The sequence below is a fragment of the Synechococcus sp. RS9916 genome (assembly GCF_000153825.1).
GTDB lineage: Bacteria > Cyanobacteriota > Cyanobacteriia > PCC-6307 > Cyanobiaceae > Synechococcus_C.
In genome coordinates, this window is record NZ_DS022299.1 from 703,708 (window position 1) to 718,025 (window position 14,318).

The following is a 14,318-nucleotide window of genomic DNA, read 5'->3' on the forward strand; positions in this document are numbered from 1 at the left end:
GCAGGTTGATCCAGCTGGAATCACTCCTTAAATTGGCATTCAAATTCGGTATCCCATGGCTGGCGCGAACAGGTTCAAGGCGGTCTCTTGGATGGATGCCCTCGCCGGAGCCGTTGCTCTCGTTGCACTTGCCGGCGTGGTCTGGAGCCCGAAGCTCAGCAACACCGTGGCCCGGGCGACGGGCAGCGTCAAACCCGTACTGGTCAGTGTGGATGTGCGCAGATTGTCGACGGCCAACAGGTCGAAGTTGATCGCTGATGCACTGGACCATGGCAAGACGAGCATCGTCATCCGCAACCAACCAGCTGGTTCAGTTCGCTTGGTGGAGATTCAAGACATTTCCAGCAAGTTGACGACGGTGTTGCCGGACGGACGTGTGGTTCAGGCTGTCGATCCCAATCGCGAGCTCCAAGGGATTCTTGAAGCCCGGTTCGTGCTCAAGGGCGAAGCGACGGTGTCGGGGTCTGGCGTGGTAATGGCTGGCACGAACCTGAAGATTGGTTCCCCGGTCGAATTGGAAGGTCCTCGCTACCGCGTCAACGGCACCGTGAGCGGAGTTGAGGTGGAGTGATGAAACCCAACGCTCTCAGCCCACCGTTGGTTGCTTTGATCATCGCTGGTTTGGCGGCGCCCTCATGGGCGCAAGCACGCAAAACCAAGCTGCAGGAGGCCCTTGCTGAAGGGGTTGAACCAGCGGTTTCTGTTCCGTTGCTGACGCCACCACCACCGGCGAGCAACCGGGCTTTACCCACCCTTCAACTGGGCAGGGTTTGTGCTCCTTTGCAAGCATCCTTGCTTCGGTCTCTGGGTCGGTCGAAAGCCGCCTGGAGTGTGAGCGTTGTCGATCCCAATGGGGCTCTGATTGGAGACGTCAATGGTGGTCTGCCTCGGGTGCCCGCCTCCAACCAAAAACTGATCACCACAGCGTTCGCACTGGATCGCCTCGGTCCGGATTTTCGTCTCAAGACCAAGTTGCTGCGTCGTCCTGACGGGACGATGGAGATCACCGGTGAAGGTGACCCTGATCTTGGCTTGGTGGGCGTTCAGCGCTTCGCGATGGCTGCGCTTGGCCAAGGTGGAGCCCGGGCCGCGAAAGGTGGTCAGGTGCAACTGCTGTTGCGAGAAGAGCCTCAACAGCGCTGGTGGCCCCGTGACTGGCACCCTGCCGATCGCGTCGAGGCCTATGGCGCTCCCATCACGCGGCTTGCTCTAACCAGCAATGCTCTCGGCAGGGCGATTCGCAATCCAGCGGCCCGTTTTCAGACGCTGCTCCAACGCGAGATCGAGCGCCAGGGGGGCAACGTTCGGATGGGTGTAAAGCCACCTTTGGTCTCCCAGACCGGTGCCGATACAGGCGTTGTTGTTCTGCATGAGGAGAGCTCTGCCCCCATGCATGCCTTGCTGAGCCTTGCGAATACGGAAAGCCACAACTTCACGGCTGAGGTTCTGCTACGTGAGGCAGCAGACCAATGGAATCTGAGCCAGGCATCTGTCTCCGCCATGCAGTGGATGCGCGCTCAGAATCTTCCGACTGCCGGCTTGCGGGTTGCTGATGGTAGTGGCCTGTCGAGGGGAAATCGGGTCACCAGTCGGACCCTCGCGGCTCTGCTGTTGCGCATGAACCAGCACCCCTTAAGTGCTTACTACAGGTCGTCCATGGCGATCGCCGGTCAAAGGGGCACATTGCGGAACTATTTCCGCGGCAGCAATTTGGAGGGTCGCTTTCACGGCAAAACAGGCACTCTTACGGGCGTGCGATCCGTTTCCGGAATCCTTCAGACCAAAGATGGTCTCCGTTTTGTGAGCATGATTTCCAACGGAGCACCCGCTCCGAATGCAACGATCGGGCAGGTGCTTCGCTCAGTCCAACAGCTCAGCCCGTGCCCTTCATCGACCTGAGACGGGACGCCGCCCGCCGTGCCCGAGAGATCGGCACCGCCTCCGAACCACCGCGCTCACTGGATTGAAGCCTTGTGGTCTGGGTGTCGCTGGGGCGGATGGTCTGAATTTTGACCAATTCCTGGCGACCGGAAAGAACGACTTGGGCCATTTCCTTGAGGCGGGTCTCCAGCTCGCCAAGGGTTTGTTCGGCGTACCGATTCGCACCATCTTGAACAGCGACTGCCTCCTGACGGGTGCGCTGGATCAGGCTTTCACATTGCTGCTGGGTTTGCTGGCGATAGTGAAGAGCGTCTTGATGCAGACGTTCCGCTTCGGATTGTGCTTCTTGCTGCAGCCGGACGCCTTCCTGACGGACCTGCTCGAGTTCCTGCAGGGCCTGTTGGCGGTTGCGTTCGTGTTGTTCACCGAGCTGACGCTTCAGCTCAATCGCTTCCTGATCAAGCTGTTGTCGGCGTTGAAGCGCTTCCTGTTCCAGTTGCTGGCGCCGGGTGGCGTATTGCTGCTCGAGCTGAGACAGCTTGGTCTGCATCTCATTGTCCATCTGGGCAGCCTGCTGACGGGTGCCTTGGAGCAGCTGTTCACATTGCTGACGCGCTTGTTCGCGCAGTTCATTCACCTGCCGTTCAGCTTCCTGGCGAATGGCCGCAGCATTCACCAGTTGTTCCCGCTGCTGTTGCGCCTTCTGAACGATCTCCTCAGCTTGCTTTTGCGCTGTCGCAATGAATTCATCACGCTTCTGCAGGAGTTGATCGGCTTGTCCGACCTGAGCAGGAAGGGTGTCACGAACGGCATCGAGCAGCTCAACGGCATCCTGTTCGTTGACCAGGCGGCCACCACTGAAAGGAATGCGGCTGCCCTCGAGCAGGATCTCCTCCAGCTGGTCGAGCTGGTCGAGAACAGGAAACCGTATCTCGCTCATCGCTTCTACGCTTGGAAAGGCAAATTAAAGAGCCTCGCGAGGTCCTGCGCCACCACCTCAGGGACCATGTGGCTGACTGGCCCCCCAAATCGGGCAACCTCTTTCACGACTGAGCTGCTTAAAAAGCTGTGGTGAGCTGACGTTGCCAGGAAGACAGTTTCAAATTCTTTAGACAGCGATCGATTGGTGTGGGCGATCTGGAGCTCGTATTCGAAGTCGCTCATCGCCCGCAGCCCCCGAAGAATCAGGTTGGCCTGCTGCTCTCGTGCGCACTGCACGGTCAGGCCGTCAAAACTGATCACCTCCACCCCTTGGATGTGAGCAGTCGCAGTGCGGATCTGCTCAAGCCTTTGCTCCAGGGGGAAGGCTGGGGTTTTGCCTGGGTTCTGCAACACCGCCACCACCACCTCACCAAAAAGCTGGCAACCGCGTTCAATCAGGTCGAGATGGCCCAGGGTGAGAGGGTCAAAGCTGCCGGGGTAAAGAGCGCGCATCGCTCGTTCTGCACTGATCGGATCCTATGAAGCGTTGGCTGATTAGATTTCCGCCACTGCACTCCCGCCGACCATGACCCTGGATGCCGACGCCAAGAAGGTTCTGCTGCGCAAGATCCCCCATGGTCTGTTCATTTGCGGGGTGCGTGAAGCTGACCAGATCAACGGTTTCACCGCAAGCTGGGTGACCCAGGGGTCCTTTGACCCACCGCTGGTGGTGATGGCGGTCCGCAGTGACAGCACCAGCCACGGGATGATCGAACGCACTGGTCTGTTCTCACTCAACGTGTTGCGCGCCGATCAGAAGGATCTTGCTGCCGTGTTCTTCAAGCCACAGTCCGGCGTAGGCGGTCGTTTCGAAGCGGCTCCCTACGACGAAGGTCCTCTGGGTCTTCCTCTGCTCAAGGATGCGATTGGTGGCGTCGAATGCAAAGTGGTGGGTTGCATCGCCCATGGCGACCACAGCGTCTTCGTTGGGGAGGTGCAATCGGCAAACCTGATTCAGGACGGTGATGCCCTGAACTTGGCCTCCACCGGCTGGAACTACGGAGGTTGACGCACCTTTGGTGCCCCATTCCGAAGCCCAACCCTTACTGACGCAGCCGGACCGTCTCGAACGACGGCTGAAGGAGATTCCTTCAGAACCCGGCTGCTACCTGATGCGTGATCGCGAAGATCGCATCCTTTATGTAGGTAAATCCAAGGCTCTGCGCAGTCGCGTGCGCAGCTATTTCCGCAGTCGCCACGAGCTTTCTCCACGCATTCGCCTGATGACCCGTCAGGTGTGCGAGATCGAATTCATCGTCACTGACAGTGAAGCGGAAGCATTGGTTCTTGAGTCGAATCTGATCAAGAACCATCAGCCCCACTTCAACGTGCTGTTGAAGGACGACAAGAAATATCCCTACCTGTGCATCACCTGGAGTGAGGCTTACCCCCGCATTTTTATTACCCGACGGCGGCGTTTCCGAAGTCCGCTCGACCGTTTTTACGGGCCTTATGTCGATGTAGGCCTTTTGCGCCGCACGCTGTTTTTGGTCAAGCGGGTCTTTCCTCTGCGGCAGCGACCCAGGCCGCTTTACGCGGACCGTACCTGCCTCAACCATGCCATTGGCCGATGTCCTGGGGTCTGCCAGGAAAAGATCAGCTCTGAGGACTATCACCGCACCTTGCGCAAGGTGGCCATGGTGTTCCAGGGCCGAAGTGATGAGTTGCAGGTCCTGCTCAATGAACAGATGGAGCGCTATGCGGAGCGTCTTGATTTCGAGTCAGCGGCGCGCGTGAGGGATCAGCTCCAGGGATTGGATCAACTGACCGCCGATCAGAAAATGAGTCTTCCCGATTCGTCCGTGAGCCGCGATGTCTTGGCTCTGGCCTGTGATGACAAGGTTGCTGCGGTTCAGCTGTTTCAAATGCGCGCCGGGAAATTGGTTGGGCGCTTGGGATTCACCGCCGATGCGCACGGACTGAACCCTGGACAGATCCTTCAACGGGTGATTGAAGAGCACTACAGCCAGGTGGATGCCGTTGAGGTGCCGCCAAAGTTGCTGGTTCAGCATCCACTGCCGCAACAGCCATTGATGGAGGAATGGCTTGGGGAGCAGCGTGAACGGCGGGTGGTGATCGAGTGTCCGCAACGCCGCCAGAAGGCGGACCTGATTGAACTGGTGCAGCGCAATGCGGAGTTTGAACTCCTGCGAGCCCAGCAGGGTCAGGAACAGCAAGCCCTCGCCACGGAAGATCTCGCGCAGTTATTGGAGCTTCCTCGGCCTCCACGGCGAATCGAGGGATACGACATCAGTCATATCCAGGGAAGTGACGCGGTGGCATCACAGGTGGTGTTCATCGATGGGTTACCGGCTAAACAGCACTACCGCAAATACAAGATCCGCAGCGCCAGCATCCAAGCGGGCCACAGCGACGATTTCATGGCGATGGCGGAGATCATGCGAAGGCGCTTCCGGCGCTGGGCCCGGGTGAAGGCGGAAGGGGCTGATCTGGGAGCATTGCGGCACAAAGGCGGCAGTGCTCTTCAGACCGATGGTCTCAACGACTGGCCTGATGTGGTCATGATCGACGGTGGGAAGGGACAGCTCTCGGCCGTGATGGAGGCACTACGCGAGCTCAATCTTCACGAGGATCTGAACGTCTGTTCACTCGCCAAGCAACGGGAAGAAATCTTTCTGCCTGGTGAGAGTCAACCGGTTGACAGTGAACCCGACCAACTGGGAGTTGCCTTGCTCCGTCGTCTGCGCGACGAAGCCCATCGTTTTGCGGTCAGCTTCCATCGTCAGCAGCGTGGTGAGAGGATGAAACGCTCGCGACTTTCCGACATTCCTGGGCTGGGTCCTAAACGGATCAGAGATCTGCTGGCCCACTTCAATTCCATCGATGCAATTCAGTTGGCATCGGTGGATCAGCTCTCTGTCGCTCCCGGCGTCGGTCCCTCGCTGGCGCAGCAGATCAGGGACTACTTTCACCCTGATGAGTCTGAGGCTCCTGCGCTTGCATCCACGTCTGATCCTGAGCTCGGTTAACAGGCTTCAACGACGGGGACAGCGCCGCTGGTGGTTTGACCAGCGCTGGACGCGAGTGGCACTGCTGCTGATTCCCTGCCTTCTGGCGCTAGTGATCGGACCGAAGACTGCTTTCGCCTCACCAGGCCTGTGTACCGGCCCGGTGTGTGCTGATGCCATCACCCGCAGCGCGAAGAATCACTGGCAGCTTGTTTTACGCCTTGAGGATCAACAGGGCCATCGCGAAAAAGTGGTGATGGATTGCCGCGCCAATGTGCTTAGCCCTCAAGCGGGCCTTGTGGACCGGGGGTATGCCCGGGCTCTCGGCTTGCGCCTCTGCCGTTATGTCTCTGATGCCGCCTAATCCGAACGTTTCCTGAGCGATGGACCTCACACTGATCTATCCCAATCAGCTGTTTGCTGAGCATCCATCACTCCAACCCGGCAGACCTGTGGTGCTGCTGGAAGATCCTCTCCTGTTTGGAACCGACCCCACTTGGCCCGGTCGGATTCATCGTCAGCGGGCGCTCCTGCATCGTCTGTCGATGCAGACCTACGCCGAACGTCTGAAAGGACAGGGCTTTGAGGTTGCGATCCAGCATCACAACCAGGCAGCCGACACATCCGAGCACATCACTTTCCTCTGGCAGCAGGGCTATCGCGTCTTTCATCTGGTCAATCCCCTCGACGATCTGCTCGAGCGTCGGCTGAGAAGCACGCTGACTGAACTGGGAGGACAGATCGTTCTAAGCAACACCCCGATGTTGCTGACCCCTCCTGAGCTGCTGGAGAGCCATTTCGGTTCTGGCCGAAAGCCATTCATGGCGCGCTTCTACGAGATGCAACGCAAGCGAATGGGTGTGTTATTGACACCCGAAGGAGGCCCTATTGGTGGTCAGTGGAGTTTCGATGCTGATAATCGCAAGAAATTACCCAAAGGGATTGCCGTTCCTCAGGAACCGACCTGCACTCCTTTCGTCGATCACGCCACCACCTTGGCCCAACTGGAGACGGAGGCACTGCCACTGATCGGTGTGAGCAAGGACTGCTTGTACCCGATTGATCATCAGGGGGCTCAGGATTGGTTGGATCGATTTCTTGAAGAGCGTTTCGAGCACTTTGGCGACTATGAAGATGCCATCAGCCGCCACCACAGAGTGATGTGGCATGGCGTTCTGACGCCGATGCTCAATATCGGTCTGCTGACCCCTGAACAGGTCCTCCGTCGCGCTCTGGAGGCCGGAGAGTCTCGCTCGATCCCCCTCAATTCATTGGAAGGGTTTGTTCGACAGATCATCGGCTGGCGTGAATTCATGGCGTCGATGTATCAACGCCATGGACGCCAGATGCGAACCACCAATTTTTGGGGTTTTAACAATCAGCCACTTCCTGAGGCTTTTTACACGGGAACAACCGGACTGCCTCCGATTGATGATGCGATTCACCATGCCTTGGAGACAGGCTGGTGTCATCACATTGAGCGTCTGATGTTGATAGGCAATGTGATGCTGCTTTGCAGATTCCATCCAGATCGCGTTTACCAATGGTTTATGGATCTCTTTGTGGATGCTTATGACTGGGTGATGGTGCCAAATGTCTATGGCATGAGTCAATTCGCTGATGGAGGGTTGTTCACCACAAAGCCGTATCTCTCAGGGTCGAACTATGTGCGCAAGATGTCGGATTACCCCAAAGGGGATTGGTGCGATATCTGGGATGGCTTGTTCTGGAGTTTCATCCACCAGCACCAGGATTTCTTCCGGAGCCAGTACAGACTGGCCATGATGGCGCGCAATCTGGATCGAATGGCGCCTGACAAGCTCCTGGCCCATCAACAACGGGCATCACAGTTTCTTGACGGCTTGAACTGAGTGGTCCCTAAGGTCGAGGCGTTCATCAATCCACCATGACCCTGCCACCTGAGGCTTACCTGTGGTTCAAGACACTCCACATCGTGGGGGTCGTGGTCTGGTTCGCGGGCCTCTTTTACCTGGTGCGTCTGTTCATCTATCACGTGGAGGCTGAAGAGCTTGCACCTGAGCTCCAGGCACCTTTCAAACAGCAGTACGCCTTGATGGAACGAAGGCTGGCCAACATCATCACCACCCCGGGAATGGTGGTGGCTGTGTCGATGGCTGCCGGCTTACTTGTGACTCAGCCCAGCTGGCTGCAGCAGGGCTGGATGCACGCCAAATTGGCTTTCGTCGCAGCATTGCTGGCTTACCACTGGTTCTGCTACAGGCTGATGGGTCAGCTTCAGCGGGGTGACTGTCAGTGGAACGGGCGACAGTTGAGAGCCTTGAACGAGCTGCCCACCTTGTTGCTGGTGATTGTGGTGATGCTGGTTGTCTTCAAGAATCAGTTCCCGACGGGAGCCGCCACCTGGTTCATGGTTGCGCTGGTGGTGTTCATGGCCGCTTCAATTCAGTTTTATGCACGCTGGAGACGGTTACGCCAAGAAGCCTCCACGAGTGCCTGAGTCCATGGCTGATCGCTCCCATCCACTCTGCGCAGTCCTTAACCAGGTCACTGTCGAGAGTTGCCCTGGTGGTTTGAACTTTCACTGCCACACCCAGTGCAGTGATGGAAGCCTGGAGCCTTTAGCCCTTGCGCAGCAAGCTCAGCAGCTAGGGCTGGAGCACCTGGCCGTCACCGACCACCACAGCACAGCCGCCTATCTCAGGATTCAGGATTATTTCAGTGCTCAGGGTGAGCAAGGCTCCGCAGTACCCACGCTTTGGACCGGCATGGAAATTAGCTGTCTGCTGAAGGGGTGCCTGGTTCATGTGCTGGCCCTTGGCTTTGATCATGGTCATCGCGCCCTGCACCTCTACAACCAAGGTGATGCCGCTGTGGGAGAGCCACTGCGTGCCGATGCTGTGGTGCGAGCGATTCATGCCGCCGGAGGTCTTGCAGTGCTGGCCCATCCGGCCCGCTATCGGCTTGGGCATGAGGTGTTGATCGAGGAGGCTGCTGCGATTGGGATTGATGGTGGGGAAGCCTGGTACGACTACGACATGCAGCCCGTTTGGAGCCCCACACCTGTTGTCTGTGATTCCATCGATTTGCAATTAAAAAATCTTGGCCTTTTACGTACGTGTGGAACCGATACCCACGGTCTTGACCTCAAAGGCCGCTAAGTTCGCTTAAGAACCTGACATCCCAGGCATGGGCTTCCTCGATCGTCTGCTGAAATCGGGCTCCAATGGAGGCGGCAACGCCTTCAATCGGAAGCCTGAACCCGCCAAGAAGGAAGAAGCCTTCTTCCTCGATAGCGACGCATCGTCTTCTCTTGGTGACCGTGATTACATGCGGGAAACCAAGACCATCCGCAGAACCTTCCCTGGCACTGCAGACAACCCCGGCGGCAAGGAACTGGTCACCGAGGTCACGGCCATGGATTTCAAGGTTGAGACCCAATCAGACGGTCTAGGCGGAGTCACCGCACAGCAACAGACCACCTCGTTGACTGGTGGTGTGCCGAAGCCGGTGAAGAAAACCTTCGCAGAGGCGATCACGAAGCAAGAGCTTCAGCAGCGCATGAAGGGAAGTGCGCTCAGTACCAATGCACCCGCCGCTGCAGATGCGGCCCCAGCGGCTCGCAAGGCTCAACTCAAGGCGTCACCTACGACCAGTGGTTCCTCTCAGACGTCGTCATCGACGCCTGGTTCCATCGATCCCTTCCGGGACATGGTGCGCAATCTCAACAAGTGATCGCCTGATCGGGTCCGTTCTCCACGGTGGTTTCCGCCTGGAGAACGAGCTCCTTGAGTTGGTTGAGGCGCTCTTCAGTCGCTGAAGACCACAGACCACGATTCGCAGCTTCCAAGAAACGCTCGCTCATATCCCGCAGCGCCCAAGGGTTGTTCTGCATCAGAAAACTGCGATTGGTTTCGCAGTTCAACCATTGGTCCTGGAGTGCGGTGTAGCACCAATCAGGGACCACTCCACTGGCTGCGTCATAGGCAAACAGATAGTCGAGGCTCGCGGCCATTTCAAACGCTCCTTTGTAGCCGTGCTGTTGCATTCCGTTGATCCAGCGGGGATTCAGCAGACGGCTGCGCATCACCTTGTCGATCTCCTTCTTCACCGGGTGGATCCTGAGGCGCTCGCGTCTGGAATGGTCGGCAAACCAGAGGTTGGGGCTTGATCGTTTCAAGCGCGTCACCGCGGCGGCAAGGCCGCCATGGAACTGGTAATAGTCATCGGAATCCAACAGGTCGTGTTCCCTGTTGTCCTGGTTGTGGAGCACCATCTGAACGGTTCTGAGGCTGCGCTCAAGGGCCCCACGGTCTTGTTTGGGATTTCCTGCTCCGTCGTAACTCCACTGGCTCCACTCCAGGAAGGCCTCGCCCAAATCGTCACGGTCCTCCCATTGCCCTGAGTCGATCAAGGCTTGAAGCCCTGCGCCATAGGCCCCGGGTGCTGAACCAAAGATGCGTGCTTGATCACCCTGCTCACGTGTCAGTGCGGCGAGAGGGTTCATCGCGTCGTCTTCGTGCAATCCAGCCACCAAGGTCTGGGCCCGATGCACCCATGTGATCAGTTGCGGAAACGCATCGCGGAACAAACCCGACATGCGCAGCGTGACATCGACTCTCGGACGGCCCAACAAAGACAGGGGGATCACCTCCAGGTCGACCATGCGTCGCGTCGGTCCATCCCACACGGGACGGACACCCAGCAACGCCAGCAACTGGGCGATGTCTTCACCGCCGTTGCGCATGGTTGCCGTTCCCCAGACCGATAAGGCCAAATGTTGGAGCGGTTCGCCCTCCTCCAGCAGATAGAGATCCAGAAGACGTTCCGCACTCCGTCGGCCGAGATCCCAGGCCGCCTCAGTTGGCAGACCTCTCAGGTCCACGGAATAGAAGTTCCGGCCAGTGGGCAGCACATCCGGTCGACCGCGGGTGGGCGCCCCGGAGGGTCCACTGGCCAGTCTCCGGCCGTCCATCGCGCGCAGGAGGGCCCGTTGTTCTTGTTCAGCACACGCATGAAGACGCGGGATCAAGTTGTCGCGCAGTTGGAGGAACACTGGATCGTTGCCTGCATTCATCCAGTCCTGGATCGCGGGATGCAGCTTCGGCTCAGCGGCGGTCTCTGCCTCGTCGATCAGGATGCGGATCACCTCCATGGCCTGTTGGTCCAACCAGGCAACGGCATCAGCCACACGCCTTGGTTTCGTCTGGGTAAAGCCACGAAGACGCTCTTGGTCGACATCCGACAACAGCTGACCGTCTTCATCGCCCCACGGGTCCACCTGCAGCTTCAGCAAATTGGCAAGCCGCTGTGTCATTCCCTCCAGTTCAGCTGAAGGCGCACGGCTGATCGCCAACAGAAGCTCGACAAAGGTCTCTGGCTCCGGTGCAGTGCCAAGCCGATGCAGGCCGGTGCGTATCTGGGCTTCTTTCAGTTCGCAGAGATAGGTCTCCACCTGATCGAGGCAATCACTCCAAATCGGTTCATCAAAAAGCGACTGATCAGGTGATGGGGACGTGAAACCCTCCGGTAATCCTGGCCAGTTGATGTCCTGGAGCAGCGCCAACAATTGCGCGTTGAGTTCACCACTGCGCTCTGATGCGAGTTGGTTGGCTTCGACGTACTCGTCAAGCAGCCCCTCAAGGGTTTCAAGCGATCCGTGGCTGCCTGCCCGTCCCAGGGGTGGTGTGAGGTGATCAAGGATCACCGCCTGTCCACGCCGTTTGGCCTGGGAGCCTTCACCCGGGTCATTGACGATGAAGGGGTAGAGATGAGGCACCGGGCCAAGTGCCAGACCTGGTGCACACCCACTGCTGAGTCCCACGGATTTGCCAGGAAGCCATTCCGCACTGCCATGTTTTCCGAGATGGACCAGTAGTTGGGTGCCGTGGATTTGGCGCATCCAGAGGTACTGGGCGAGGTACCGATGGGGGGGAGGCAGATCCGGTGAGTGCAGGTCGCTCAGTTGATCAGGGTCGTAGCCACGGCTCGGTTGAATCAACACCGCCACATGACCGAATTCGATGCCGTGAATTGGGAAGCCCTCGGCGTCGAGGTCGATGGCATGGGCTGGGTCGCCCCAACGGGCTTCAATCGCAGCGCGAGCGTCTTCGGGCACTGTGCTCCACCACTCCAGGTAGATCGCTAGCGGCAGATGGGTCAGAGGCCGTAGGTGATGACTTTCTGGATCATTGGTTCGCGTCGAAAGCAGGCGCTTGATCAGCGTTGTCGGGTCGTTCGGGAGATGCTCATCACCAAGGTCATACCCCGCGTCATTCATCCAGCGCAGAACGTTCAACAAACTGGCGGGTGTGTCGAGGCCAACGCCATTGGCAATCCGGCCATTGCGCACGGGGTAATTCGCGAGCACCAACCCGATTCGACGCTGGGCGATAGGGGTCTGCTGAAGATCGACCCAGGCCCGTCCGTGTTCGGCGATCCAGGCCAACCCCTCACGATTAGGAATAGTGCTGGGCACCGCCGTTGCCAAACTGGGATGGGCTTGACCGACCTCACGGAATCCACCAATGCGGGTGGTGATTCGACCATCCAGTTCCGGCAGCACAACCTGGAGAGAGAGATCCAATGGATCGAGTCCGCGGCTCGATGACTGCCAATGGGAAAGGGGTCTGCTGCTGCTCAGCAGTTGCAGCACAGGCCGGTCGAGCTGATCCCAAAGAGGGGCGCCGAACCCAGCCTGCTCGAACTGAACGGAAGCAAATGACGTGGCTGTGATCACCACGGCCACATCCTGCTGACGGAAGTGGGCCAGCACCCCTTCCTGCACGATCGGGTCCCGCAGGCTGCTGACCCAAAGCGCTCTGGGGGAGAGACCGGCCAGTCTGAGCTCTCGCAGCAGCGCAACGGCCATGGCCTGATCTCCCGATTGGGACAAGGCGCGATACAGCACGACACCAACGCGGGCGCCTTCATCAGGTTGCCAATCCCAGGGCGAAGGATCGGCCATGGCGTGGCAAGTCAAGCTCACCGGATCCGGGGGCGCCCCTTCAAGGACGTCCGCAAGGCCATCCAGCACGGTGGTCATGTTGTCTGTACCGCCTTCGCGAAGGAGCAGAGCCAGGCGATCGCTCAGGGCTTGAGGCACTGACCCCATCCCATGCAGGGCCTCGTCCTGATCTGATGTTCCCGCCAAAACGATCAATTGGCGCCCAGGGATGCCTTGCTGCCACTGCTGGAGTTGATCGAATCCATAAGACCAGTGGCCTCGTCCACCCAGGAGCCGAACAACGATCAGCCGGCACGCATGCCCCGTCGTGCTCAGGTAGTGGTCGATCTGGGCGGGATGGCTGAGAGAGGCAAGAGGTAGGGCACGGATTCGGTCATGCCAGTGCTGCAGCTCCTCCTGCTCAAGACAGCTGGCCAAGGTGGTGAGGTCAGTGGCTGCACTTGTCAACAGCAGCACCGGCGCGGAGGGTTGCTCGACGAGCGTGAAGGCGTCCCCGAAATCACCGCCAGGCAGGCTGCTGAGTCTGTGCATTCATCCATTCTCTGCGGCAGACCCGTAGGCGTGGGTGAGAAGATTTGGCCATCGGCCGCTTCAGCCATGCATCAGTTCCTGCCCTTCGCCTGGTTTGAAGGCCGGTGTGTGCCTTTTGAAGAGGCCAAAGTCTCGGTGGCAACGCACGCGCTCCACTACGGGACAGGCGCCTTCGGAGGCATGCGGGCCATTCCTGACCCCAACAAGCCAGGCGGCATGCTCCTCTTCCGTGCCGAGCGCCATGCCCGTCGGCTCAGCCAGAGCGCCAAATTGCTGCTGGCAGACCTGAGTGAAGCCACGGTGATGGAAGCTCTCACGGCCATGCTCAAGGCCAATCAACCCAAGACCCCGATCTACCTCCGGCCTTTCGTGTACACGAGCGATCTTGGGATCGCCCCACGCCTGCACAACATTGAGACCGATTTCCTGATTTATGGCCTGGAGCTGGGGGATTACCTCTCGCCAGAAGGGGTCAGCTGCCGGATCAGCAGCTGGACCCGTCAGGAGGATCGCTCGCTGCCGCTGCGGGGCAAGATCAGTGGGGCCTACATCACCAGCTCCCTAGCCAAAACGGAAGCCGTCAGCAGTGGCTTTGATGAAGCCCTGCTCATGAACAGTCGAGGCAAGGTCAGCGAAGCCAGCGGGATGAATCTGTTCCTCGTCCGCAACGGTCAGCTGATCACCCCGGGGGTTGATCAAGACATCCTTGAAGGCATCACCCGAGCCAGCGTGATCGAACTCGCCAAAGCCATGGGTATTGAGGTGATCGAACGGCCTGTGGACAAAACCGAGTTGTTCATTGCCGATGAGGTGTTTCTCACCGGCACTGCTGCCAAGATCAGCCCGATCCGCCAGCTGGAGTCCACGGTTCTGTCAGACAAGCGCCCGATGATGGAGGCTCTTCGAACCAAGCTGGTGGCCATCACCGAGGGCCGGGATCCCGACTACGCCCACTGGGTGACCCGTATTGAGCTGAACGACTGATTCGGCTCTTTAGGATGGGGCGGTGA

At 58.7% G+C, this 14,318-nt stretch carries 13 protein-coding genes; 10 read left to right on the top strand and 3 right to left on the bottom strand.

Annotated features, from left to right (window positions below):
• The first annotated feature begins 55 nt into the window (after positions 1-55).
• The gene (locus tag RS9916_RS03840) at positions 56-571 is read left to right on the top strand and encodes a DUF4330 domain-containing protein (RefSeq protein ID WP_007097930.1); all 516 of its coding nucleotides are present in this window, start codon (positions 56-58) and stop codon (positions 569-571) included.
• Positions 571-1,899: a D-alanyl-D-alanine carboxypeptidase/D-alanyl-D-alanine-endopeptidase gene (dacB, locus tag RS9916_RS03845; RefSeq protein WP_007097931.1), complete on the top strand. Its 1,329-nt coding sequence runs from the start codon at positions 571-573 to the stop codon at positions 1,897-1,899. The genes RS9916_RS03840 and dacB overlap by 1 nt, the downstream gene beginning before the upstream one ends.
• Here the strand turns inward: dacB and RS9916_RS03850 are convergent.
• Complete coding sequence (locus RS9916_RS03850; protein ID WP_007097932.1) at positions 1,874-2,821, bottom strand: hypothetical protein; 948 nt, start codon at positions 2,819-2,821, stop codon at positions 1,874-1,876. The genes dacB and RS9916_RS03850 overlap by 26 nt on opposite strands.
• A gap of 5 nt (positions 2,822-2,826) precedes the next feature.
• Positions 2,827-3,315 carry a pantetheine-phosphate adenylyltransferase gene (gene coaD, locus RS9916_RS03855; protein WP_007097933.1) on the bottom strand — a complete coding sequence of 163 codons (489 nt, stop codon included), beginning with the start codon at positions 3,313-3,315 and terminating at the stop codon, positions 2,827-2,829.
• Positions 3,316-3,388: 73 nt separating this feature from the next.
• Here coaD and RS9916_RS03860 point away from each other — a divergent pair, with 73 nt between their 5' ends.
• The 7 genes from RS9916_RS03860 to RS9916_RS03890 are packed head-to-tail and all read left to right on the top strand — an operon-like array spanning position 3,389 to position 9,545.
• A complete protein-coding gene (locus RS9916_RS03860; protein WP_007097934.1) occupies positions 3,389-3,871 on the top strand; it encodes a flavin reductase family protein in 483 nt (160 codons plus the stop codon).
• 10 nt (positions 3,872-3,881) lie between these two features.
• The gene (gene uvrC, locus RS9916_RS03865; RefSeq protein WP_007097935.1) at positions 3,882-5,852 is read left to right on the top strand and encodes an excinuclease ABC subunit UvrC; all 1,971 of its coding nucleotides are present in this window, start codon (positions 3,882-3,884) and stop codon (positions 5,850-5,852) included.
• A gap of 55 nt (positions 5,853-5,907) precedes the next feature.
• Complete coding sequence (locus tag RS9916_RS03870; RefSeq protein ID WP_007097936.1) at positions 5,908-6,195, top strand: hypothetical protein; 288 nt, start codon at positions 5,908-5,910, stop codon at positions 6,193-6,195.
• Positions 6,196-6,214: 19 nt separating this feature from the next.
• Complete coding sequence (locus tag RS9916_RS03875) at positions 6,215-7,702, top strand: cryptochrome/photolyase family protein (protein WP_007097937.1); 1,488 nt, start codon at positions 6,215-6,217, stop codon at positions 7,700-7,702.
• A gap of 35 nt (positions 7,703-7,737) precedes the next feature.
• Positions 7,738-8,310 carry a protoporphyrinogen oxidase HemJ gene (hemJ, locus tag RS9916_RS03880; protein WP_007097938.1) on the top strand — a complete coding sequence of 191 codons (573 nt, stop codon included), beginning with the start codon at positions 7,738-7,740 and terminating at the stop codon, positions 8,308-8,310.
• A 4-nt stretch (positions 8,311-8,314) separates the two neighbouring features.
• Positions 8,315-8,971 (top strand): PHP domain-containing protein, encoded by a 657-nt coding sequence (locus tag RS9916_RS03885; protein ID WP_038024144.1) that lies wholly within the window; start codon positions 8,315-8,317, stop codon positions 8,969-8,971.
• Positions 8,972-8,999: 28 nt separating this feature from the next.
• Complete coding sequence (locus RS9916_RS03890) at positions 9,000-9,545, top strand: hypothetical protein (protein WP_007097940.1); 546 nt, start codon at positions 9,000-9,002, stop codon at positions 9,543-9,545.
• Here RS9916_RS03890 and cobN read toward each other — a convergent pair.
• Positions 9,535-13,308 (bottom strand): cobaltochelatase subunit CobN, encoded by a 3,774-nt coding sequence (gene cobN, locus RS9916_RS03895; protein ID WP_007097941.1) that lies wholly within the window; start codon positions 13,306-13,308, stop codon positions 9,535-9,537. The genes RS9916_RS03890 and cobN overlap by 11 nt on opposite strands.
• Before the next feature lie 66 nt (positions 13,309-13,374).
• On the opposite strand from cobN, the gene RS9916_RS03900 reads away from it, so the two are divergent.
• Positions 13,375-14,292, top strand: coding sequence for a branched-chain amino acid transaminase (locus RS9916_RS03900; RefSeq protein WP_007097943.1), 918 nt, complete (start codon positions 13,375-13,377; stop codon positions 14,290-14,292).
• Positions 14,293-14,318: the final 26 nt, after the last annotated feature.

Bases quoted from the DNA above. Each gene is read 5' to 3' on its own strand.
- RS9916_RS03890 (WP_007097940.1), top strand. From the start codon at position 9,000: ATGGGCTTCCTCGATCGTCTGCTGAAATCGGGCTCCAATGGAGGCGGC.
- RS9916_RS03900 (WP_007097943.1), top strand. From the start codon at position 13,375: ATGCATCAGTTCCTGCCCTTCGCCTGGTTTGAAGGCCGGTGTGTGCCT.
- cobN (WP_007097941.1), bottom strand. From the start codon at position 13,308: ATGCACAGACTCAGCAGCCTGCCTGGCGGTGATTTCGGGGACGCCTTC.
- RS9916_RS03885 (WP_038024144.1), top strand. From the start codon at position 8,315: ATGGCTGATCGCTCCCATCCACTCTGCGCAGTCCTTAACCAGGTCACT.
- RS9916_RS03850 (WP_007097932.1), bottom strand. From the start codon at position 2,821: ATGAGCGAGATACGGTTTCCTGTTCTCGACCAGCTCGACCAGCTGGAG.
- RS9916_RS03860 (WP_007097934.1), top strand. From the start codon at position 3,389: ATGACCCTGGATGCCGACGCCAAGAAGGTTCTGCTGCGCAAGATCCCC.
- coaD (WP_007097933.1), bottom strand. From the start codon at position 3,315: ATGCGCGCTCTTTACCCCGGCAGCTTTGACCCTCTCACCCTGGGCCAT.
- RS9916_RS03840 (WP_007097930.1), top strand. From the start codon at position 56: ATGGCTGGCGCGAACAGGTTCAAGGCGGTCTCTTGGATGGATGCCCTC.
- hemJ (WP_007097938.1), top strand. From the start codon at position 7,738: ATGACCCTGCCACCTGAGGCTTACCTGTGGTTCAAGACACTCCACATC.
- dacB (WP_007097931.1), top strand. From the start codon at position 571: ATGAAACCCAACGCTCTCAGCCCACCGTTGGTTGCTTTGATCATCGCT.
- RS9916_RS03875 (WP_007097937.1), top strand. From the start codon at position 6,215: ATGGACCTCACACTGATCTATCCCAATCAGCTGTTTGCTGAGCATCCA.